This window comes from Streptomyces sp. NPDC107538 (assembly GCF_055657445.1).
Genome location: NZ_JBVKAY010000003.1, coordinates 355,964 through 378,499, shown reverse-complemented (window position 1 = coordinate 378,499; position 22,536 = coordinate 355,964). Strand labels below are relative to the sequence as shown.

The following is a 22,536-nucleotide window of genomic DNA, read 5'->3' as shown; positions in this document are numbered from 1 at the left end:
GGGGTCGGGGCTTCCGGGGACGTGGGGTCGGGGGCGGTGGTCGGCCGGGCACGTGGGATCGGGGGGCGGGGGTCGGCCGGGCACGTGGGGTCGGGGGGCGGGGGTCGGGCGGACGCGCGGGGGCGGGTCGGCGGCGGTCCTCCGCGTGGGCCGACTTGTAGGGTCCCGACGTGGAGAGATCGTATGAAGGTGTGACCGGCAGTGCGCTCGACGGGGTGCGCGACGGTGTGCGCGACCGCGCGGGCGACCGTGCGCGCAACGGTGTGGGCGACCGTGTGGGCGGTGAAGCCGCGTCGACGCTGCTGGACGTGCTGCTCGGGGCGGCGGACCAGGCGCCCGGCCGGACCGTCGTGCACGTCCGGGGGGACGGCGGCGAGCACACGGTCACCTTCGCCGAACTCCGCGACGACGCCCTGCGCGTGGCGGGCGGTCTGCTCGCCGCCGGCGTGACACCGGGCACCCCGCTGCCCCTGGTCGCCGACCGGGGCGACACCTTCCAGCCCCTGTTCTGGGGCGCGCTCGCGGCGGGGGCGATACCCGTCCCCCTCGCCCCCGAGCCGCGCCGGATCGCCCCGGTGTGGGAACTCCTCGACCGCCCGCCCGTGCTGGTGGGCGAGGAGACGACAGCCGCACTCGTTGGCACCCAACTCCCGCCGGACATCAGGCTGTTGCGGCTGGCCGACCTCCGCCGCGGCGGCCGACCGCCACGGCGACTCCCCCGCCCCTCCCCCCACGACATCGCCTTCCTCCAGTTCTCCTCCGGCAGCACCGGCGCCCCCAAGGGCGTGGAGCTGACCCACGCCGGTGTCCTCGCCAACCTCCGGCAGATCCGTACCGCGATGGCGATCACCGAGGACGATGTGATCGCGACCTGGATGCCGTACTTCCACGACATGGGGCTCATCGGCACGCATCTGGTCCCGATGGCCGCGCGGGTGAAGCAGATACGGATCGAGCCGCTGTCCTTCGCGAAGCGGCCCGCGCTGTGGTTCGAGGCCGTCGCCCGGCACCGCGCGACCCTCCTCTCGGCCGCGAACTTCGCCCTCGCCCTCACGGTCCGCCGCGTCCCCGCCACCGCGCTCGCCGGGCTGGACCTCGGCTGCGTACGGCTGCTGCTCGTCGGCGCCGAGCCCATCGCACCGCGCGTCTGGCGGGAGTTCACCGCCCGTACGGCACCGGCGGGGCTGGACCCGCGCGCCCCGCTGCCGGTGTACGGGCTGGCCGAGGCGACCCTCGCGGTGACCGTACCGCCGCTGGGCGAGACGGCGACCCCGCTGGTGCTCGACCGGGCCGCGTTGAGCCGGGGGCGGGTGGTGGAGACCGAACCGGGGCCGCACGCCGTGGAGTTGATGGACCTCGGGATGCCGGTGGAGGGGTGCGAGGTCCGGATCATCGGTGGCGCCGGGGCCGTGGTCGGCGAGCTGCGGGTCGGGCAGGTGGAGGTGCGGGGGCCTCAGGTGGGGCGCGGGTACCACCGGGCGCCGGGCGCGAGCGCGGAGGCGTTCGGGGACGACGGCTGGCTGCGGACCGGGGACCTCGGGTTCCTGCGGGACGGGCGGCTGTGTGTCACCGGGCGCCACAAGGACGTGGTGTTCGTCAACGGCCGTACGTTCCACGCGTCCGACCTGGAGGAGACGGTCGCCGCGACGCCGGGGCTGCCGCCGGGGGCCGCCGTGGCGGTCGTGGGGTCCACCGATCCGGACGGCGGGGGTGAGCGGGTCGTCGCCTTCGTGCAGTGGGCCCGGCCCGTGCGCGCGGTCGCCGCGCCGGTGCTCCGCGCCGCCGCCGGGCGGCTACGGGAGGTGCTCGGGCACGACGACGTACGGGTGCTGCCGCTGCCGCCGGGCGCGTTCGCGCGGACGACCAGTGGGAAAGTGCGGCGGGGGGTGTTGCGGGGGCGGTTCGAGGCCGGGGGGTACGCGGCGGTCGAGGGGCGTTGGGGTGGCGCTCCCCGTACGGCGGCGGCCGAGGGGGGAGGAGAGGGTGCGCCTCGTTCGTTGCGGGACGTTCAGGAGGGCGTACGGGGGGTGTGGGCGCGGGTGTTGGAGGTGCCCGTGGCCGACGTGGGGCTGCGGGAGCGGTTCTTCGACCTCGGGGGGTCGTCGCTCGAGGCGATGGCTGTGCTGGGTGGGGTGGAGGAGGTGTTCGGGGTGACCGTGGAGCCGGGGGTTCTGCGGGATCACGACACGGTGGTGGGGTTGGCCGAGTATGTGTGGGGGGTCTTGGGGGAGGGGCGCCTGCCGGATCGGGGGGAGCTGTCTGGGGGCGACCGCGGGTCCGTCGTGGCTGATCGCGCCCACGCGGCGGAGCCGCAGATGTCACAGCCCCGCGCCCCTGAGGGGCTTGCGGCCCATCAGGTAGGCGCGGGTGCCGATGGCGGTTCTGCCGAGGCCCTCGCCGTGCTCTCCGTCGCCTGTCGTTTTCCGGGGGTCGAATCTCCTGACACGTTCTGGGAGTTGCTCGTCTCCGGCGGTGGGACCGCCGGGCGGATGCCCGATCCGGCCGCCTTCGACGCCGGCTTCTTCGGGATGGACGAGGCCGAGGCGCGGGCCACCGATCCGCAGGCGCGGGTCTTTCTGGAGCTGGCGCATGAGGCGCTGGAGCGGGCCGGGTACGCGGGGCCGCGGCGGGCCGGGCGGCGGGTCGGGGTGTTCGCGGTGGCCGGGGAGAGCGGGTACCGCGAGATCCTGGCCGAGGCCGCCGACGGGGACCTCGCCCGTCACCCGGCCGCCCTCACCGGCAACCTGCCCAACCTGATCGCCGCCCGTGTCTCCCAGATCCTGGACCTGAACGGCCCCGCCCTCGCCGTCGACACGGCCTGCTCCTCCGCGCTCGTCGCCCTGCACCTGGCCCGCCACAGCCTGCTGTCCGGCGAGTGCGACCTCGCGGTCGTCGGCGGCGTCAACCTGGGCCTGACCCCGACCGGCCACCGCCTCCTCGAAGCGACGGGCGCGCTGTCGCCGAGCGGGCGGTGCCGCGCGTTCGCCGCCGACGCGGACGGCTTCGTCCCCGGAGAGGGCGGCGCCGCGCTCGTCCTCTCCCGCCTCGACGACGCCCGCACCGCCGCCGACCCGGTCCTCGCCCTCGTACGCGGCACGGCCGTGAACAACGACGGCCGCTCCCTCGGCCTGCTCGCGCCCACCCCGCGCGGCCAGCGGGAGGTGATCGGCCGGGCGTACGCGGAGTGCGGGGTCGATCCGGACGACGTGTCGTACGTCGAGGCGCACGGCACGGGTACGCCGATCGGGGACCCGGTGGAGGCGCGGTCGCTCGGGCAGGCGTTCCCGCCCCGCGCCGACGGGGTCCCGCGCGGGCTCGGCTCGGTCAAGGCGAACCTCGGGCACCTCCTGAACGCGGCCGGCCTGCCCGCCCTCGTCAAGGTCACCCTCGCCCTCACCCACCGCCGCCTCCCACCCTCACTCCACGCCACCGCCCCCGCCCCCTTCCTCGCCACCACCGCCCCCGGCTTCCGCCTGCTCACCACCCCCGAGCCCTGGACCGGCCCGTCCGACCGCCCCCTCCTCGCCGGCATCAACTCCTTCGGCTTCGGCGGCACCAACGCCCACGCGGTGCTGGAGGAGGCGCCGGGGGGTTGGGGCGGGGAGTGGAGGGGTGGGGAGCCAGGGGGTGGGGTGCGGGCGGGGTCCGCCGGCTCGCCCGGGGCAACGTCCGTCGACTCGCTCGGGGTGGGGGGTGTGGGGGAGGCGCCTGCCGTCACCTCCACGGCCGTTCCGGCGTCTGTCGACGCGGGCGCCGCCGCGAGCTGTCCGGCGGCCTCCGGGTCCATGCCCATGTCTCCGGCCACGGCCACGGCTCCCGTCACGGCCCCCGCCACGTTCACGCCCACACCCACGCCCACGCCCGCATCCGCGTCCGCGTCCGCGTCCGCCGGGGCGATCGTCGTCGGGTCGGTCGACACGGCGGCCCGGGCCACCGACGGCCCGCATCTCCTGACCCTCTCCGCCCGTACCCCCGGCGCGCTGCGCGTCGCCGCCGCCGAGCTGGCCGCGCACGTGCGGGCCCACCCCGAGCTGGACGAGGGCGATGTGTGCGCGACCGTCAACACGGCCCGGGACGAGGGGCCGTACCGGATCGCCGTGGTGACGGAGGGCCGGGGCGACCTCGCGGAACGTCTCGGGGAGCGGCTCGCGGAGGTCGGGAAGCCGGGCGACGCGAGTTTCGCGACGACGGGTCCCGTACGGCCGCCCCGCCCCCGCACGGTGTTCGTCCTGCCCGGGCAGGGGGCCCAACGGCCGGGTCTCGGACGGGAGTTGTACGACTCCGCCCCCGTGTTCCGGGACGTCCTGGACGAGGCCTCCTCCCTCACCGGGCCGGTACTCGGCCGCACCCTGGCCGCCTGGTGTCTGGACGAGGACGCCGACCCCGCCGTCCTGGCCCGGACCGAGGTGGCGCAACCGCTGCTGGTGGCGTTCGGGGTGGCGTTGGCCGGGCAGTTGGCCGCGTGGGGGGTGACACCGGACGCGGTCGTGGGGCACAGCGTCGGCGAGATCACCGCCGCGTGCGTCGCGGGCGCCCTGCCACCGGCCGAGGCGGTCGGTTTCGCCGCCGAACGCGGACGTCTGATGGGCGGCCTCGTCGCGCCGGGTGCCATGGCCGCCGTCCGGGGCGACGAGGACACCGTCGCCGCCGTGGTCGCCGAGTCCGCCGGCACGCTCACCGTGGCCGCCGTCAACTCGCCCACGCAGGTGGTGCTGTCGGGCGACACGGACGCCGTCGACCGCGCGGTCGCCACGCTCACCGCCCGAGGCGTGGCGGCCCGCCGCCTCCACGTCTCCCACGCCTTCCATTCCCCGATGCTGAACCCCGTCCTGGCTCCCCTCCACAACGCGGCCAAGTCCCTCACCGTCCACCCGCCCACCCTCCCGATGCTGAGCACGGTCACGGGCGACTGGGCACCCGACCTGGCGCAGGATCACGACTCCGTTTCCGGTACCGGTTCCGGTTCCGGCCATTGGCGCGACCACGCGATCCGCCCCGTCCGCTTCGGTCCGGCCATCTCCCGGCTCCTGGACGAGGGGTACGACACGTTCGTCGAGCTGGGCCCCGGCGCCACCCTCACCGCCCCGATCCTCGCGACGGCCGCCGCGCATCCGACGATCACCCCCTCGGAGATCACGGTCCTGCCCGCGCTGACGACCGGCCCCGCCAAAACCGCACCCCGAGCCGTACCCCTAGCCGGGTCACGGGCCGACACGGGAGCGAAGCCGCAGGCCGACACGGGAGCAGACGGGAAAGCGGAGGCGGCGGTCTGCCCGGGAGCGGACGCCGAGCCCGAACCCGAGGCCGCAGCGGCAGCGGAGGCGGGGGCGGCAGCCGCCCCCACGGCCGAACCAGCACCCGGGGCCGAGCCGGTACCCGGAGCCACAGCGACGACCCAACCCACCCCCGGCGCAACCGCGTTGCTCGAAACCGTCGGTCTGCTCTGGACCCGCGGAACCCCGCTGTCCCCCGACTCCCCGGCCCGGAGTACGGCGCGGCGGCGGGTCCCCGTCCCCACGTACCCGTTCCAGCGCGACCACTACTGGCCGGAGCGCCTAGACACGGCCCCCGCCCCCGACACGGCCCCCTCACTCCCCGCCACGCCCTCGCCGCGCGCAACCCCGCTCCCCCCTCCCGAGGGCACCCCCACCCCGCAGCCCCTCCTCTGGCAGGACGCCCCGCTGATCGCCGCCCCCAGCCCCCGAGTCGTACGGCTGACCGGCGCCGACACCCCCCTCCGCCGCTCCCTCACCGACCGGCTCACCGCTCGCGGAGTGACCGTGCTGGGCCCGGCGACGCCGCCCCCGACCCACCCCGACGACACGGCCGACGCCACCCCGGAGGCCGTGCTGTGGTTCGCCGGTGACACCACGGACGCGAAGTCGGACACCACCGCCGTCACCACCGCCGCCATCACCGCCCTGCGCGAGGTGCTGCCCACACTCAGCCCCCTCCCCACCCGCCTCCTGCTCATCACAGAGGACGCCTACAGCACAGGCACAGGCACACGCACCGACACCCCCCTCCACCCCCGCCCCGCCCAGGCCCTCCTCCACGGCTTCGCCCTGGCCCTCCCCGAGGAACACCCGGGCCTGTCCTCCCTCAGCATCGACCTGTGCGCCCAGGACACCACGGAGATCCAACTCGACGCCGTAGAGCGGGAGTTGAGGACGACACCGCCCACCACCCCGGGCGCGGGCGGCACCGTAGCCTGGCGATCAGGCCACCGCCTCACCCGCACCCCCACACCCACACCCACACCCACACCCACACCCACAGCCTCCACGCCCACAACCCCCACCTCCCCAACCGCCCTCCCCCCGAACGGCACCTACCTGATCACCGGCGGCGCAGGCGGCCTCGGCTCCGCGCTCGCCCGTGACCTCGCGGAACGCGGCACCCCCACCCTCGTCCTCACCGGCCGCACGCCCACCCCGCCCCGCGCGTTGCTCGCCGACCTGCGTGCCCTGGGCGCCCACGCCCGCTACCAGGCCGCCGACATCTCCGACGAGACCGCCGTCGACGACCTCATCGCCGGACTGCCGCCGCTGGACGCGGTGTTCCACGCGGCGGGCACGGCCCGCCCCGGCAGCCTGCGCGCGAAGCCGGACGAGGAGATCGAGGCCGTACTCGCGGCGAAGGTACGCGGCACGACCCTCCTGGCCTCGGCACTCCGCCGCCACGGCCACGAGAACGCCCGCTGCGTCGCCTTCTCCTCCGTCTCCGCCGTCCTACCCGGCCTCGCCGGCGCCCTCGGCGACTACGCCGCCGCCAACTCCTTCCTGGACGCCTTCACCACCGCCGAACGCACCGCCAGCCGCCCCTGGCAGACCATCGCCTTCGGCCCGATCACCAACACAGGCCTGGCCAACGCGACACCCCCACACGCCCCCACCCCCATGACCGTCGAGGCCGCCCTCACCGGCCTCCACACGGCGCTGAGCCTGAACACGCCCCACGTATTGCTGACGGGTACCACCCCCGACAAGGACCGCAGCCCCTCGGAGGGCCGAAGGTCCTCCAGGGGCGCGGGGAACTGCGCGACCAGCCCCAACGCACCCGCACCCGCCAACGAACACCCCCTCCCACCCCCTCACGCGCCCACCCACACCACCACCCCCCACACCGAAACCACCCCCCACACCCCCCTCATCCGCCACCTCCTCGCAGAGGCCTTGCACCGCTCCCCCCAAGACATCGACGACGACGCCCCGTTCCTCACCCTCGGCCTCGACTCCCTCACCGCCGTAGACCTCGCCCGCCGCCTGGAACGCGAACTGGGCCACCCCCTCCCCGCCACCCTCCTCTTCGAACACCGCACCATCACCGAACTGGCCACCCACCTGACCACGACCACCCCGGCCCCCCAGGCACCCCAGGCACCCCAGCCACCACCGACGCCCCCAACTCCCCCAACGCCGTCAACGGCCCCCACCGCACCCCACCACCACCCCCTCACCCCCCTCCAACTCGCCTTCCACACCACCGAAACCCTCCACAACGGCGTCACCGCCTACGGCTACCTACGCCAGTCCATCCGAGGCCCCCTCGACCCCACCCTCCTCGGCCAGGCACTCACCCACCTCACCGCCCGCCACCCCATGCTGCGGATGCGGATCACCGCCGACGACATGGCCCGCCCCCACCGGTACACCGCCCCCACCGACCCCCTGGACACGCCCCCCGGCTGGTACGAGGTCCGCACGGAACCCCACACCGCCCACCAGCTGAACGAACTCGAACAAGCCCTGTGCAACCGCCCGTTCGACCTCACAACGGACGCCCCCATCCGAGCCGTCCTCATCCCCGACCCCGACCCTGACGACGCCGACCTGGCCCATCTCCTCCTGGCCGTCCACCACACCGCCGCCGACGGCTTCAGCCTCAAACTCCTCGCCGAGGACCTCTGGTCGCTGTACACCACCCTGGAACGCGGCGACGAAATCCCCCAACCACCCCTCCCCCAGCCCGATTTCACGGACTACGCAGCCGCCCTGACCGCCGAACGTGACTCCCCGGCACACACCCGTGACCAGGCCTACTGGCGCGCCCTCCTCACCACGCACACCCTCCCGGCCACCCCCTCCTCCTCCCCCTCCCTCCCGTACGACGGCGACCCCGAGGCACCCCCCACCCCACCCCTCACCCACCACCGCACCGGCATCGACGAGGAACTGACCGCCGCACTCCGCGAGACCGCAGCCCAGCACGGGATCTCGTTGTTCCACCTGCTGCTGGCGGCGTACAGCCGCTGCCTGGCACGGTGGAGCGGCCGGACGACCGTCGCGGTCAACGTGGCGCGGGCGCGACGGGAGTTGCCGCTCCCCGGCATCGACCGTCTGGTGGGCCCGCTGGCCGACACCCTGCCGGTGTTCGTGGACATCGACCCCGCCGAACCGGTCACCGCGCTGGCCGACCGCCTGCGCCGGATCTGGCAGGACGCGGAGGCCCACGCGACCCTGAGCAGCCCGGACTTCGCCCGCCTGCTGTCCGAGGTACGCCCCGTCACCGGCCCGGCCCCCCGGACGGTCGCCGAGGCGGGCTTCAGCTTCGCCCGCTTCCCGGTGGTGCACGGCCCGGACTGGCCGGTCACCGTCACCCCGACAGCAGCCGCCACCGCCTCCGCCGCCACCCGCCTCGGCCTCCTCTGCTGGGAGTCCGACTCCGCCCTACGCCTCTCCTGGAACTACCCGTCCCACCTCTTCCACCCCGAGACCGTAGGCCGCCTGGCCGACGACTACACCAAGGAACTACACGCCACGGCCGCCCCCACTCGCCAGGGGCCGCAGCCCCATGGAGGGCCGAAGGCCCTTCAGGGGCGCGGGGAACTGCGCGACCAGCCCCAACCCACCCGCACCCGCCCCACCACAACACCCCCACCCCCTGAGGCGCCCTCCACCACCCGCACCACCGCCCATACCGACATCGTGACCCGCCTGATCACCCAGTTCCGCACCACCCCCCACGCCCTAGCCGTCGACACCGGCGCCCCCAACACCCACCCCACCCACCCCACCCACCTCACCTACGCCACCCTCGACACCACCACCTCCACCCTCGCCACCCACCTCCACACCCACGGCATCCGCCCCGGCGACCTGGTAGGCCTCCTCACCGACCCGGCCGGCACAGACACCGTCACCGGAGTGGTCGGCATCCTCCGAGCCGGCGCCGGCTGGGTCCCCCTGGACCCCACCCACCCCACCGCCCGCCACCAAGACCAGCTGTCCCGCACAGGAGTCCGCGTACTGGTCTGCGACCGAACAACCCTCAAGGCAGCCACCGCCCTGACCGGCATCACCCCGATCCAGGTGCCCGACCCACCCACGACCACCCCCACCACCCCCACCACCTCTACCCCCACCCCACGGAACCCCGTTCTCGACCCCACTCCCGACCCCGAAGCCACCGCCTACGTCATCTTCACCTCGGGCTCAACCGGCCGCCCCAAGGCCGTCCCCATCACCCACCGTTCAATGACGAACTACCTCGACTGGTCCCTGGCCACCTTCGGCTACGCCCCCGGCGACCGACTCGCCCAGACCGCCTCGGTCTGCTTCGACGCGTCCGTACGGCAGTTGCTGGCCCCGCTCCTGGTCGGCGCCACCGTCCACACCCTCTCCCGTGACCTGCTGCGCGACCCCGACGCCCTGCTCGATCGTGTCGTGGCGGACCGGATCACGGTGTGGAGCTCGGTCCCCACCCTGTGGGAACGCCTGCTGACCGCCGCCGAGGAACACACCCGCAGACACGGCACACCCCCCGACCTCTCCGCCCTGCGCTGGGTCCACGTAGGCGGCGAGGCGCTGCCCGCAGCCCACGTACGCCGCTGGTTCGACCTCCTCGGCACCCCCACCGCCGACGGCCCACGCCCCGCCCACCCCCACCGGATCGCCAACCTCTACGGCCCCACCGAGGCCACCATCAACGCCACCTGCCACATCATCGACACCCGCCCGGCCGACGACGTACGCCACCTCCCCATCGGCCGCCCGATCACCGGCACCGAAGTCACCGTGATCGGCGAGGACGGACGCGAACTCGCCCCCGGCGCACACGGCGAACCCGGTGAACCCGGTGAACCCGGCGAACTCCTCATCGCCGGCACCGGCCTGACCCCCGGCTACCTCGGCGACCCCGACCTCACCGCCGCCGCCTTCACCGAACGGGACGGCCGCCGCTGGTACCGCAGCGGCGACCGCGTCCGCCGTACGGCCGACGGGGTGCTGGAGTTCCTGGGCCGCCTCGACGACCAGGTCAAGGTCCGCGGCCACCGGGTGGAACTCGGCGAGATCGAGGCCGCCCTCCTCACCCACCCCCACGTCTCCCGCGCGGCCGTACTCCTACGCGACGGCCGCCTGGAGGCCTACCTCCAGCCCCGCCCCACCACCCACGCCCTCGACCCTCGCGAGGTGCGCACCTTCCTCTCCCGCACCCTCCCCCCGTACATGTTCCCCGCCCGCGTCCACACCCTCCCGACCCTCCCCCTCACCGGCACAGGGAAAATCGACCGCAACCACCTCACCACCACCGCCACCACCACCGTCGCCACAGCCGGTGCCACCACCACAGCCGACGCCACCACCACCTCCGCCCCCGCCCAAGGCGAGGCCGTGCCCACCACCCCCACCGAACACCTGCTGGCGCGCACCTGGTCGGCCCTGCTGGACGTACCGGAGTCCGAGATCGGCCGCGACGACGACTTCTTCGTCCTCGGCGGCGACTCCCTCACCCTGCTGGAGATGTTCTCCCGCCTACGTCACGAACGCCCCGCCCTGCCCCGCCCGACCACCGTCTACACCCACCGCACCCTGACGACCCTGGCGGCGGCCATCGACAACACGCCCCCCGCCCAGGCGACGGCCCACACCCCCACCGACCCCACCGCCCCCTCCCTCACGCCGTACCCCCTCACCCCCTCCCAACAGGGCTTCCTCCTCGCCGACGCCCTCACCTCCCACGCATCCGGCACAACAGGCGCATCCGGCGCATCCGGCGCACACCGCACACCCCGAACCCCCGGCCCCAACCCCGCCTGGCTGGCCCGTTTCCGGATCCAAGGCCCCCTCGACCCGGCCCTGTTCCAACGAGCCGTGGACGTCCTCATGGCCCGGCACCCCATGCTCCGCACGATCTTCCCGGCGGGCGCCCGCCCACCCGTGCAGCAGGAACTCCCGGCCTCGCTACGACTCCCCGTCGAGACCGAGACCCTCACGCACCCCGGGCTGCTGGAGGAGCGGGTCGCGGAGGAGTCGGCCCGCCGCTTCGACCCCTGGGCCTGGCCCCTGCTCCGCCTGCGCCTCCTCACGATCGCGCCGGACGACCACGTCCTCCTCGTCCACGCCCACCACCTCATCGGCGACGGCTACAGCGCGGCCCTCCTCACCCGCGAACTCCTCACCGTGTACGGCCGTTTCGAACGCGGTCTCCCCCACGGCCTGGAGCCCCCGCGCTCCACCTTCCGCGACCACGTACTCCACCGCACCGCACCCCACCGGCCCACGCCCCCGGAGGCCGAGGCGTACCGCGCCCGCCACCTCACCCCGTACACCCCGCCCGTCCTGCGCGCCCCTCACCCCCGCGGCTCCGCCCAGGCCCCGACATCCACCTTCCACACCACCACCCTCACCCTGGACGCCGACCGCACCCACGCCCTGCGCCGCCTCGCCCGGACCGCCGGCACGACACTCCACGCCCCGGTCCTCACCGCGTACTACCGCGCCCTCACCACCCTCACCGGCTGCCGCGACCTGGTCCTGGGCATGGCCGTCACCGGCCGGGACGAGACCGCACGGGACACCCACGACGTCTTCGGCCCCTTCGCCGAGGCGGTGGCCCTGCGCCCGGCACCCCCGTCCGAGGAGCCCCGCTCCCTCCCCACTCCCGGCTTCGACGAGGACCTCCGCCGCATCGCCACGGAGTCGGTCACGGCCCGCACCACCGGCCCCCTGGACCTCCGTACGCCCCAAGGCCTCCCGCGCACCGCCCAGTTCTTTTTCACGTTCCTCGACTTCACCGCGCTGGGCGTGCCCCCCGACACCACCCCGGCCCTGACCCTCCGGGCCGACGACACCGAACTCGCCCCGCCACCCCTGGGCACCGACATCTTCCTGGCCGCCCGCCCCACCCCGAACGACGAAGGCCTCACCATCACGGCCCGCGCGTCGGCAACGTCCCTGACGCTCACTCAACTCACCACATTCATGCGGGAATTGACCATCCAGCTGAAGGAGAACCCACAACGAACCGAAACCCCCACCCCTCCCACGCCTCCCACGCCTCCCACCCCTCCCCCTCCTCCCTCTCCTCCCCTCGACGCCGCCCTCATCGGCTACCTCCCCGCCCCGCACGACCTTGCCGCCTTCGCCGGACTCCCCCCGGAGACGGCACCGGGCCGTGAGACGATCCGCGCCCTGCTCTTCCCGGACGGCCGGCCCAGGCTCCTGGAGAGCATCACCACGCCCCTCGGCAGATCCGGCTTCGTCGCACTCCCCCTCTTCGCCGACGAACTGACCGCCCCTCCGACGCCCCACCCGACCGACGCTCCGACCACCCTGGCCGCCCTCACCGCGCACGCCGTGGACCACGCCGCGACCCTGGGCGCCCGCTGTGTCTCCCTGGCCGGCATGATCCCGTCCCTCACCGGCTACGGCTACGACGTCCTGCGCGAAGCCCCCACCACGGAAGCCCCCACCACGGCCGGAGCCCGCCCCACCCTCACCACCGGCCACGCGGCCACGACCGTCGCCGTGGTCGGAACGGTCCGCAGCGCCCTCGACGCGACGGACCGGGACCTCGCCGAACTCGCCCTCGCCGTCGTCGGTTGCGGTTCCATCGGCACGTCCTCGCTCCGCCTGCTCCTGGCCCGCAGCCCCCACCCCCCGGCCAGGCTCCTGCTCTGCGACGTGCCCGGCAGCACCCCACGCCTGACACGCCTGGCCGCCGAACTGTCGGCCGAACACCCGACGATGTCCGTACGGATCGCCGAGGCGACCGACCCCCACACCCTCCCCACCGAGGTCTACGCCACCGCCGATCTCCTCATCACGGCGGTCGGCGGCGGTACGGCGACCCTGCTGGACGTCGACCGCCTACGCCCCGGCACGATCGTCGTGGACGACTCCTTCCCCCACTGTTTCGACACCGCGCGGGCCCTGGACCGTATGCGACGCGAGGGGGACGTACTGATCGTGGGCGGCGGCCTACTGGCCCTGCACACCACGGAAACCCACCTCGCACCGGACCTCCCGACCCCGGCCCTCACCGCGGCCCTCACCGGCCACGCCCCCGCCCTCCCCCGGCAACACCTGGCACCCCACCTCCCCGGCACCCTCGCCTCCTGCCGCCTGGAATCCCTCCTCCACGCCCACACCAGCACCCATTCCCCGGACCCGGAACTCCCCCTGATCCACGGCCTGGTCGACCTCCCCCGCGCCCTCGCCCACTGGCACGCCGCCGAATCCGCCGACGTCCACCCGGCCCCCCTCCACCTCCTGGACCACACCGTCCCCCCGGAGTCCCTGACAGCACTGCCCCCACCGCCGTCCCGGTCCGCGGGCGGGTCAGGCTAGTTCTGTGGCAAGTACTCGAAGCGCGGGAAGAGATCGGGGTGTGCGATGTTCAGCCCTCAGAGTGCGGGCAGCAGCGCCAGGACGGTCGACTGGACGAGTTGCGCGGCGGCGAGGACGCCGGGGATGCCGCCGCAGCGTTCGACGAGGCTTTCGAGCATGAAGCGAAGGGCGCGTGGGTCGCGTTCCGGTTCGTCGAGGCGAGGGCTGATCTCATCGAGGGTGCGCAGGGCACCGTCGATGCCAGGGTGCTGACCGCGCAGCCGCTCCAGGTTCTCACGCAGTTCCTGGATGCTGTCACGAGCCTCTTCGACGGCGCCCGGTGGATGTTGTTGGTCTGGGTGACGTTCTGGGAGAACGCGGCGGCCTGCACAGGACCAGTCATGTGACCGGTGTTGATGACGCCGTAGTTGGCGCTTGTGGGTGTGGGGTCGGGCTGGCGGCGGCTGTTCATAGTTCCATGACGCGACGCCGATCTGTGACTACCACCAGAGGTGACCTCAGGTGCGCCCATGCTCGGCGGCGATCAGCCTGGACAGCCTCGCCCTCGGGGTCGCGACTGGCGTAGGCCCACCTCTACCGTGCCGGTCTCTTCCCCGTCGCGGTGTTCAGCGGCGGCAACAGCCCCACCCGCGCCCGCTTCCCGCGCGGCGAGGCCGTCCACTACCGCGAGCACGCCCTGAGGCTTGGCGTCCTGACGAGGCGATCCTCGTCGAGCCGAAGGCGGGTGATCGAGTGCCCCAAGCGGGGATTCACCGTCGAGCAGGGTGTAACGGAAGATGTGCAGACGCCTACGAATGCCTCCCGGGCGCCGGCTTCGACAGCCGCCGCATCGGCAGCTGACACAGGACGTGGCGGGGCGACCGGCGGAGTGTGCGCCGTTCACCAGCCGAACCCTTCGCCCGGAAATCCACGAACCTCTGTTCCGCATGACTCATGGATTTTCAGCAGGTCACCTCAGGTGAGGGCCTCACCCTTACCTGGCCCTCCCCGACTTCCGGTAGCGTCCTCATGCACAGTGCTGTGACATGGACGGGTGGCGCTGTGACACTCGCGGGTAGAACAAGGCACGAGGACCGGAGGGGGTGGACCATGGCGTACTCGACTCGTATGGCTGCGGCTCTCTCTGGGGCTACGACCGGCCAGCTGCGGTCTTGGCGGCAGGATCGTGGGAACGGCCCTGTCCTCTGCCCTGAGCTGGCCGCCAAGCCGGCCCTGTACTCCTTCCGGGACGTGCTGGCGCTACGCGCCTTCGCCATCCTGCGCCAGGACGTGTCGCTGCAGAAGATCCGCAGGGCTCTCGCCACTCTGAAGCGGTTCGGTGAGTTCGAGCACCTGTCCAGCTACTCCCTGGTGGCTGAGGGCGACTCCATCGTCCTGGTGGGTGACAGGAATGACGATCACGCGACTGACCTGGTCAAGCATCCGGGCCAGCGGGTGATCGCCACCATGGCCGACATCCTTCAGGAGTTCGCGCCACGCCCCGGCGTTGTTGTTCCGCACCTTCTACGGCCCAAGCAGCACGTCAGCGTTGATCCTGAGACCCAGGGCGGGCAACCGGTCATCACCGGCACCCGTGTTCCCTTCGACTCCGTGGCCGAGCTTGTGGAAGACGGCGTCCCTCCCGAGAAGATCGCTGACTACTACCCCGGCGTGACAGCAGAGGCCGCCCGTGACGCGGTGTCCTTCGCCCTCTACGTGGACAGCTACAGCCCGGGACCACGCGCTGCCTGATGCGAATCCTCATCGACGAGAACGTTCCGGTGCAGATGCTGGAGATGCTCAGGCGGCTGTTGCCTGGGCACGAGGTACGCCATGTCAGCGAGCTGAAGTGGTCCGGCAAGAAGGATCTCGCTCTCCTGCCTGACGCCGCGAAGCGAGGCTTCGACGCCTTTCTGACGAAGGACGGGCGCCAACTGGATGACCCTTCGGAGACGGCCGCCATCAAGAAGTCGGGCATGCACCACATCCGGTTCAGCCACGGCCACAAGGGCATGTCGGGTCTGGGGCTCGCCATGGGGGCAGTGATCGCCTCAATGCCGCTTCTCATCCCTGAACTTGAGGCAGCCGAGGGTCAGCAGCTCGTTCACATCAAAGGGCTGAACCCCGGTAGCAAACAGCGGTTCGATCTGGTCGACCCTGCCAAAGCACCGCCCCGTTACTGGCCGCGATAGCCCACTGCCCGTCTGTCGGCGAGCCCTCATCCTGCGCTCCTCCCCGGTCGGTACGCAGGTTCTCCACCGCTGTCTCGACCAAGCCCTCGCTGCCGTTGCCAGGGGCGCCCCGCCCTCCCCGCCCCGGTTCCCGTCCGCCGGCGGGTCAGGGCGTCGGAATGCCCGCCGGGCGGGACGGGCGGCCGAAGCGGGCGGGGACGCCGGGTGAGTAGAGGACGCTGACGGGCTGCTCGACGGGGGCCGGTAGCCCGGCGGCGGCTACCAGGTCCTCCTCGCATTTCACCAGGTCGGCGCGGTGCAGCGGCCAGCGCGGGTGGGCGTTGGGGAGGAACATCGAGCGCCCGAAGAACGCCCCGTGCATGCCCCACCGCGCGGTCAGGAAGTGCTCCAGCCCGGTCGGCTCGTCGATCGGCTCGCCCACCCGCACGACGATCCGGCTGCGCGCCCCCCGCGGTCCGGGCCACCGCCGGGAGCTGGTGTAGGTGACCAGGTCACCCGCGGCACCGCTGCCACCGCCACCGATCTCGATGTCCATCCGGGACCACAGGTACGGCATCCGGAAGCCGAGCCGCCCGACCACCACCGGCAGCAGCCGCGACGCGTCGAGCGAAAGGAAGACGACGCCGCGCCGCCCGTGCCCGTCCACCGAGTAGAGCCGCACGTTGGTCTCGGGAAAACTGCCCAGATAGGGCACGCCCGGCAGCCGCAGCCACCCCACCTTGTGCATCCGGAACGCGACCAGCCCGACGTACGTCACCCCGTCCAGCGTGTCGGGCACGGTCCCCGGCGGCAGCAGCCCGGCGACGGCCTCCGGCTCGACGGCCCAGTGCACGAAGGTCAGATCGAGCCAGGACTGGGTGAGCAGCGGACGCGCTATCGCCCCGGGCGCGTCCGCGCTGATGGGGTCCGGGGGCCGTTGTGATGGCTGCAGCATCCGGTCAGTACTACTACGGCCGTACGCCGCGGCACAGGGGGACCGGGGACCTACTCCGATTGCAGTACTTGCCTAAGTCAAGCAATCTCCATAAGCTTGAGTAAGTCAAGCAACACATCCCCGGCCGACCGCGCGGGGCGATCGGCAACCCGTCATCACCCGAGCCGCAGCACCCCACCGCACCCCAACCCACCCCACCCCACCGGACGGAGCGAGCCCGCCATGGACCGAGCACCCCTCCCGCCCCAGGCGGCGCCCTCCACCCCCGGCCCCCTCGCCTCCTTCGCCCGCTTCGTCCTCCTCGGCGGCGGAATCGGCCTCCTTTCCAGCTACGCGGTCGCCTTCCTCGCCGACTCGATGCCCTGGGCCCTGGCCAACGCGATCATCACCATCGCCTCCACCCTCCTCTGCACCGAACTGCACGCCCGCTTCACCTTCACCGCCGCCCACCGCCCCGGTTGGCGCGAACACTGGCAGTCCGCCGGCTCGGCCGCGGCGGCCTACGCGGCCACCACCGCCGCGATCCTCACCCTCCACCTGTTCCAGCCCTCCCCCGGCGCCCTCACCGAACAGATCGCCTACCTCACCACCTCCGCCCTGGCCGGCGCCGGCCGCTTCCTGATCCTGCGCCTGGTCGTCTTCGCGACGACGACCCGCGACCGGACTTCGACCCCCACCCCCACTCACACCCCCACCCCCGCCTCCACTCCCGCCTTCACCCGGACCTCCACCCCGGCCCCGCAGTTCTCCATCAAAGCTTGCTTGACTTAAGTAAGTCGATTGTGATTGCGTAAGTCAAGCAATCAAGAAGCCCCCGGGCCTCTCGATGGCTCGACCGCTCGGCCCCGCCGAGCGCATGGACCGGGGTCGCCCGAAGCGGAGAGCGGCCCCAGCGCGCCGGACCCGTGGGGACGGGGCTCGGCGCCACCGGCGGCCCGGCGACCGGAACACTCCCCCCGTTCCACCGCCGGGCCCGCCGGTACCACCACCGCTTCCCTCCCGGCCCCGATCCCGGCGCGGCCACCCCCGTCGCCCCCGGACCCACCTCGCCTCCACCTCGCGGCGACTCCGGCTCACCGTCTCCAACGACAGCAGCGCCCCCGGCCACGACGGCGACCCCGCTCACTCCCCCGGCGGCGGATACGGCCTCCTCGGCATGCGGGAACGCGCCCACTCAGCCGGGGGGATCCTGCGGGTCGGGCCCCGGCCCGGCGGCGGCTTCGAGGTGGTCGCCGAGCTGCCGTTGCTGTTGCCGCTGCCGCTGCCGTCGCCGTCACCGTCACCGTCGCTGTCGCTGTCGCCGTCAGTCGAGGACGTGGCGTAGGTACGCGCCCGGGTCGGCGAGATAGCGGCGCCAGTGGTCGACCAGGGCCAACTCGTCCCAGGGGACGCGGCGCATGCCGTGGTCGCCGACCTCGATGATGTCCGCGCCGGGCAGCGCGGTCAGCAGCGGGGAGTGCGTGGCGCAGACGACCTGGCCGCCGCGTTCCACCAACCGGTCGATGTGGCCGAGGAGTTCGAGGCAGGAGGTGAAGGACAGCGCCGCCTCCGGCTCGTCCATGACGTACAGACCGGGCTGGAGGAACTTCCCCCGGAACGCCGCGAGGAAGCCCTCGCCATGGCTGACCGAGTCCGGGGCGAATCCCTCCCGGTCCAGTGCGTCGAGGGCCGTCTCCGCGCGCAGGAAGAAGCCCTTGCGGGCGGACCAGCTGCCCAGCATGCGGCGTCCGCGCGGGGCCGCGTCGAAGCGGATCCGTTCGCCCAGGACCGACTTGGGGCGGTGGCTGGCGTACCGCCAGTCGTGCGAGCCGCCCCAGGAGTCCAGGCCGAAGCCCTCGGCGAGCGCCTCGACGAGGGTCGACTTGCCCGAGCCGTTCTCCCCGACCAGGAAGGTCACCGGCGCGGTGAAGCGCAGGCCGTCGGTGACGAGCGCGCGGACGGAGGGGACGGACCAGGGCCAGCCGTCCACGTCCCCGTCCACGTCCCCGTCGAACCCCTGCGCATCCACCTCGACCCCGTCCGCATCGACGCTTACGTACGCACGTTCGATAATCACGCCCCGAGTCTCCCACGGGGCGATCCGGATCCCCCCGCAAGGACTAGCTTGCGTAAGTCAAGCAATCTAATTATGGTTGAGTAAGTCAAGCAAGCGATCATCGACGGAGGCCGCCATGTCCCACGCCCTTGCCCGACCCGCCGACGCGGGGGCCGGCACCCCCGCGCGGCCGAACGCCGTGGTGGCGGTGCTGGCGTTGGCCGGGATCGTCGTCGCGCTGATGCAGACGCTGGTCATCCCGATCGTGCCGGAGCTGCCGAAGCTGCTGGACGCGCCGGCGTCCGACACCGCGTGGGCGGTGACCGCCACCCTGCTCGCGGCGGCCGTGGCGACGCCGGTCGTGGGGCGGCTCGGCGACATGTTCGGCAAGCGGCGGATGCTGCTGCTCAGCATCGTGCTGCTGGTGTCCGGCTCGGTGGTCTGCGCCCTGGCCGACTCGCTCGTCCCGATGATCATCGGCCGGGCTCTGCAGGGACTGGCCGCCGCCGTCATCCCGCTCGGCATCAGCATCATGCGGGACGTCCTGCCCGCCGAGCGCCTCGCCGGGTCCACCGCGCTGATGAGCGCCTCCCTCGGCGTCGGCGGCGCCCTCGGCCTCCCGGCCGCCGCGTTCATCGCCGACAACTGGGACTGGCACCTGCTCTTCTGGACCTCCGCCGCCCTGGGCGCCCTCTCCTTCCTGCTGGTCCTGGCCTTCGTACCGGAGTCGAAGGTCCGCACCGGCGGCCGTTTCGACCTGGTCGGCTCGCTCGGGCTGTCCGCCGGACTGGTCTCGCTGCTGCTGGCCGTCTCCAAGGGCGCCGACTGGGGCTGGACCAGCGCGACGACGCTCGGCCTGTTCGCGGCCGCCGTGGCGATCCTCGCCGTCTGGGGCTTCTACGAGCTGCGGGCGAGGCAGCCGCTGGTCGATCTGCGGACCACTGCCCGCCCCCAGGTGCTCTTCACCAACCTGGCCTCGGTGGCGCTCGGCTTCTCGATGTTCGCGATGTCGCTGGTCCTGCCGCAGTTGCTCCAGCTGCCCGAGCAGACCGGCTACGGCCTCGGCAGGTCCATGATGACCGTCGGTCTGGTGCTGGCCCCGCAGGGCCTGGTCATGATGGTCATGTCCGCCGTGTCCGCGGGGCTCACCAAGGCCAAGGGGCCGAAGGTGACGCTGATGGTCGGCGCGCTGATCGTCGCCGCCGGATACGGGCTCAACATCGTCCTGATGAGCGAGGTCTGGCACCTCGTCCTGGTCTCCTGCGTCATCGGCGGCGGTATCGGCTTCACCTACGGCGCGATGCCCGCCCTCATCATGGGCGCGGTGCCGGAGTCCGAGACGGCCGCCGCCAACAGCCTCAACGCGCTGATGCGTTCGCTCGGCACGTCGTTCGCCAGCGCCCTCGCCGGCGTCATCCTCGCCCAGATGACCACCGACTTCGGCGGTTACGCCCTGCCCTCCGAGAACGGCTTCAAGGTCGTCATGGCCATCGGCGCCGGCGCGGCCCTCCTCGCCTTCGTCCTCGCCTCCTTCATCCCCAGGCGCCGGGCGGCCGTCCCGGCACCGGACGCCGGAGGCCCCGCGGAGCGGGCGGGGGCGGCCGAGGTGACCGAGGTGACCGAGGTGACCGAGGTGACCGGGGCGGCGGTCAAGGCGTAACACCGCGCGCGGCTCGCTCCTCGTACGACGAAACCCCCAGGCCCGGGCGGGTCTGGGGGTTCGTGCCGTAGGAGGCTGAGCCGCCGCCGCTATTCGGCGTGGGCCGCCGCTACTCGGCGTGGACCGGGGCTACTTGGCGTCGATCAGGTCGTGGGGCGGGACCTGGACCGTGCGCGCGCCCTCCGTGCCGCCGAGGATCACCTTGCGCAGCGCGACGTTGTTCTTGTGGTCGGCCTCCTGGAGACGGTTCTCCGGGTTGGCGATGACCTGGATGTAGTACGTGCCGTTCGGCAGGCCGGTGATGTCGAAGGACTGGCCGGGACGGTACTGGGTGTACGTGTCGCCGGAGCCGACGTCGAGGACCTCACGGACGTTGATGGCGTCCTCGGAACCGCACGCGGTGGACAGGTCGGTGTTCTCCGGGTGCCAGTTGGCGTTCTTCACCGTGTAGTCGATGGCGTCGGTGTTGGCCAGGCAGAACGCCTCCTTGCCGGAGCGCACCTCCTTGGTCTGGTCCGCGCTGAGCAGGCGGTAGCTGGCGAAGTCCGTGAAGTGCCAGTGCTCGTGGCCCTCGCGCGGGTCCCACTCCATGGTGCCGGCGGGCGCGTAGCCGACCTGCTTGCCCTTGGCGTCATAGAAGTACTGGTACGAGTCCATCAGGTCCGCGCCCGGCTTGCGGAAGCCGTCGACGACGAGGGGCGCGGGGCCCGCGTTCCAGACGTTGGCGCTGAAGGCGAGGTAGTCCTTGCCGGGTACGTCGCCGTCCTCGCCGTCGGTGATGGAGATGTCCCAGGCGGGCAGCGACCGCAGGTCGGGCTTGGGGACGTTCGCCGGGGCGCCCGCCTTACCGGTGGGACGCTTGGGCGCGGCCTTCAGCGCGGGTGCGATCCGGGAGCCGTCGGTGTGGCCGGCGCCGTCGCCCAGGTGCTTGGCGCGGCCCCGGTCGACGAGGGCGAAGGGAAGCTCGGGCGGGGTCGGGGCGTCGGCGCCGCGCGGGCCGTAGTGGTGGGTGTCCGGGGCCGGCCGCTGCCCGTCCGGGACGGCCTGCGCGGTCTTGCCGCTGCCGTGGCCGCCGTCGTGGCCGCCGCCGTGGCCGCCGCCGTGGTGGGACGAGGTGGACGACGAGGACTTCGACGGGGCCAGGCCCTCGCCGCCCTCGGTGTCCTCGCGCACCGTCACCTTGATGGTGGGCCGGTCGTCGGGGATGCCGAACAGGTCGCGGTACTTCTTCGCCACCCCGACCTGGGCGGTGTACTCGCCGACCGGCAGGTCCACCGGATTGTCGTAGTCCCAGCTGGTGGTGTTGGTCGCCCAGCCCTTCTCGACACCCCACACCGAGCCGAGCGTCCACGGGTTGGTGGGGCAGCTCTGCGGATAGTGGTTGGTGTCCGGGGCGTCCGGGCGGATCCGGCCCGAGGCGTTGTTCGGGCAGAAGTTGCCCGCGCTCTGCACGACCTCCTTGCCGGCCGCGTCCTTGACGGAGATCTCCAGGAAGCCCTTCAGCCCGGAGAAGTCGTCGACGGTCCCCTTCGGCAGGGTCTTCGTCTTGACGGTCTTGCCGTCGCGCAGGATCTGCTTGGCGACGACCGGGTCCTTGTACGACTTACGCGTCACCTGGAACTCCAGGGGCGCGTTGTCGACCGAGACGTACGTCCCGAGCTGGAGGCTGACGCCGTTGGACCACTCGTAGCGGGTGAGCGTCACGGAGTTCGACGCGGCGATCAGCTTGATCTGCGGTTTCCCGGGGGTCGCGGCGGGGGCCGCACCGGCGCCGGGGGCGGCACCGGCGAGGGCCGCCACCACGGTGAGCGACGCCAGGGCGGCGAGCCCCGGGCGGGTCAGGCGCCGACTGCGGTCCTGGCCACCGGTCGCGCCGGGCTCACCGGTCGGGCTGGGCTCACCGGTCGGGCTGGTGGAGCTGGTCATCTGGCTGGTCATCGGTTCCTCGTCTGCGAGTGCCCTGGTCAGGGGCATCGGACTGGACTGCCCACCGGCGAGGACCGACGGTTCCGGCCGGCCGTACAGATGCGCCCCAACGCACCCCGGAGCCGACCGGCCGGAACCGGCCCGTTCACCCTGTGAGCAACTTGAGAGATTGGTAAATGGCGGGTGTGGGTTGCCTGTTGATGCGGAATTCGACAAAAGGTGTGGCGGACGGCGGCGGG

The 22,536-nt window shown here is 72.9% G+C and carries 10 protein-coding genes and 1 pseudogene; 8 read left to right on the top strand and 3 right to left on the bottom strand.

Annotated features, from left to right (window positions below):
• Positions 1–275: 275 nt before the first annotated feature.
• The 5 genes and pseudogenes from ACZ7MG_RS12140 to ACZ7MG_RS12120 all read left to right on the top strand — a co-directional run bounded on the left by ACZ7MG_RS12140 (position 276) and on the right by ACZ7MG_RS12120 (position 15,742).
• Entirely contained in the window at positions 276–13,571 is a 13,296-nt protein-coding gene (locus tag ACZ7MG_RS12140) for an amino acid adenylation domain-containing protein (protein WP_471382950.1), read from the top strand.
• 38 nt (positions 13,572–13,609) lie between these two features.
• The gene (locus ACZ7MG_RS12135) at positions 13,610–13,957 is read left to right on the top strand and encodes a hypothetical protein (RefSeq protein WP_471382198.1); all 348 of its coding nucleotides are present in this window, start codon (positions 13,610–13,612) and stop codon (positions 13,955–13,957) included.
• 85 nt (positions 13,958–14,042) lie between these two features.
• A pseudogene (locus tag ACZ7MG_RS12130) lies at positions 14,043–14,300 on the top strand (YdcF family protein); the annotation flags it as partial.
• A gap of 501 nt (positions 14,301–14,801) precedes the next feature.
• On the top strand, positions 14,802–15,302 hold the full coding sequence (locus ACZ7MG_RS12125) for a DUF433 domain-containing protein (protein WP_471382201.1): 501 nt from the start codon (positions 14,802–14,804) through the stop codon (positions 15,300–15,302).
• Positions 15,302–15,742 carry a DUF5615 family PIN-like protein gene (locus ACZ7MG_RS12120; protein WP_471382202.1) on the top strand — a complete coding sequence of 147 codons (441 nt, stop codon included), beginning with the start codon at positions 15,302–15,304 and terminating at the stop codon, positions 15,740–15,742. The genes ACZ7MG_RS12125 and ACZ7MG_RS12120 overlap by 1 nt, the downstream gene beginning before the upstream one ends.
• 145 nt (positions 15,743–15,887) lie before the next feature.
• Here the strand turns inward: ACZ7MG_RS12120 and ACZ7MG_RS12115 are convergent, their stop codons facing one another.
• A complete protein-coding gene (locus ACZ7MG_RS12115) occupies positions 15,888–16,676 on the bottom strand; it encodes a YqjF family protein (RefSeq protein ID WP_471382205.1) in 789 nt (262 codons plus the stop codon).
• A 222-nt stretch (positions 16,677–16,898) separates the two neighbouring features.
• Between ACZ7MG_RS12115 and ACZ7MG_RS12110 the strand changes: the two genes are divergently transcribed.
• Together ACZ7MG_RS12110 and ACZ7MG_RS12105 are read left to right on the top strand one after the other, a co-directional pair.
• The gene (locus tag ACZ7MG_RS12110; protein ID WP_471382207.1) at positions 16,899–17,447 is read left to right on the top strand and encodes a GtrA family protein; all 549 of its coding nucleotides are present in this window, start codon (positions 16,899–16,901) and stop codon (positions 17,445–17,447) included.
• Between the two features lie 385 nt (positions 17,448–17,832).
• Positions 17,833–18,000 (top strand): hypothetical protein, encoded by a 168-nt coding sequence (locus ACZ7MG_RS12105; protein ID WP_471382210.1) that lies wholly within the window; start codon positions 17,833–17,835, stop codon positions 17,998–18,000.
• Here ACZ7MG_RS12105 and ACZ7MG_RS12100 read toward each other — a convergent pair.
• Positions 17,980–18,732, bottom strand: coding sequence for an AAA family ATPase (locus ACZ7MG_RS12100; RefSeq protein WP_471382214.1), 753 nt, complete (start codon positions 18,730–18,732; stop codon positions 17,980–17,982). The two genes, ACZ7MG_RS12105 and ACZ7MG_RS12100, sit on opposite strands and share 21 nt — an antisense overlap.
• A gap of 115 nt (positions 18,733–18,847) precedes the next feature.
• On the opposite strand from ACZ7MG_RS12100, the gene ACZ7MG_RS12095 reads away from it, so the two are divergent.
• Positions 18,848–20,371: an MFS transporter gene (locus ACZ7MG_RS12095; protein ID WP_471382217.1), complete on the top strand. Its 1,524-nt coding sequence runs from the start codon at positions 18,848–18,850 to the stop codon at positions 20,369–20,371.
• 129 nt (positions 20,372–20,500) lie between these two features.
• Here ACZ7MG_RS12095 and ACZ7MG_RS12090 read toward each other — a convergent pair whose 3' ends face one another.
• Positions 20,501–22,309 carry a lysyl oxidase family protein gene (locus ACZ7MG_RS12090; protein ID WP_471382219.1) on the bottom strand — a complete coding sequence of 603 codons (1,809 nt, stop codon included), beginning with the start codon at positions 22,307–22,309 and terminating at the stop codon, positions 20,501–20,503.
• Positions 22,310–22,536 lie beyond the last annotated feature (227 nt).

Bases quoted from the DNA above. Each gene is read 5' to 3' on its own strand.
- ACZ7MG_RS12120 (WP_471382202.1), top strand. From the start codon at position 15,302: ATGCGAATCCTCATCGACGAGAACGTTCCGGTGCAGATGCTGGAGATG.
- ACZ7MG_RS12115 (WP_471382205.1), bottom strand. From the start codon at position 16,676: ATGCTGCAGCCATCACAACGGCCCCCGGACCCCATCAGCGCGGACGCG.
- ACZ7MG_RS12110 (WP_471382207.1), top strand. From the start codon at position 16,899: ATGGACCGAGCACCCCTCCCGCCCCAGGCGGCGCCCTCCACCCCCGGC.
- ACZ7MG_RS12105 (WP_471382210.1), top strand. From the start codon at position 17,833: ATGCGGGAACGCGCCCACTCAGCCGGGGGGATCCTGCGGGTCGGGCCC.
- ACZ7MG_RS12095 (WP_471382217.1), top strand. From the start codon at position 18,848: ATGTCCCACGCCCTTGCCCGACCCGCCGACGCGGGGGCCGGCACCCCC.
- ACZ7MG_RS12090 (WP_471382219.1), bottom strand. From the start codon at position 22,309: ATGACCAGCCAGATGACCAGCTCCACCAGCCCGACCGGTGAGCCCAGC.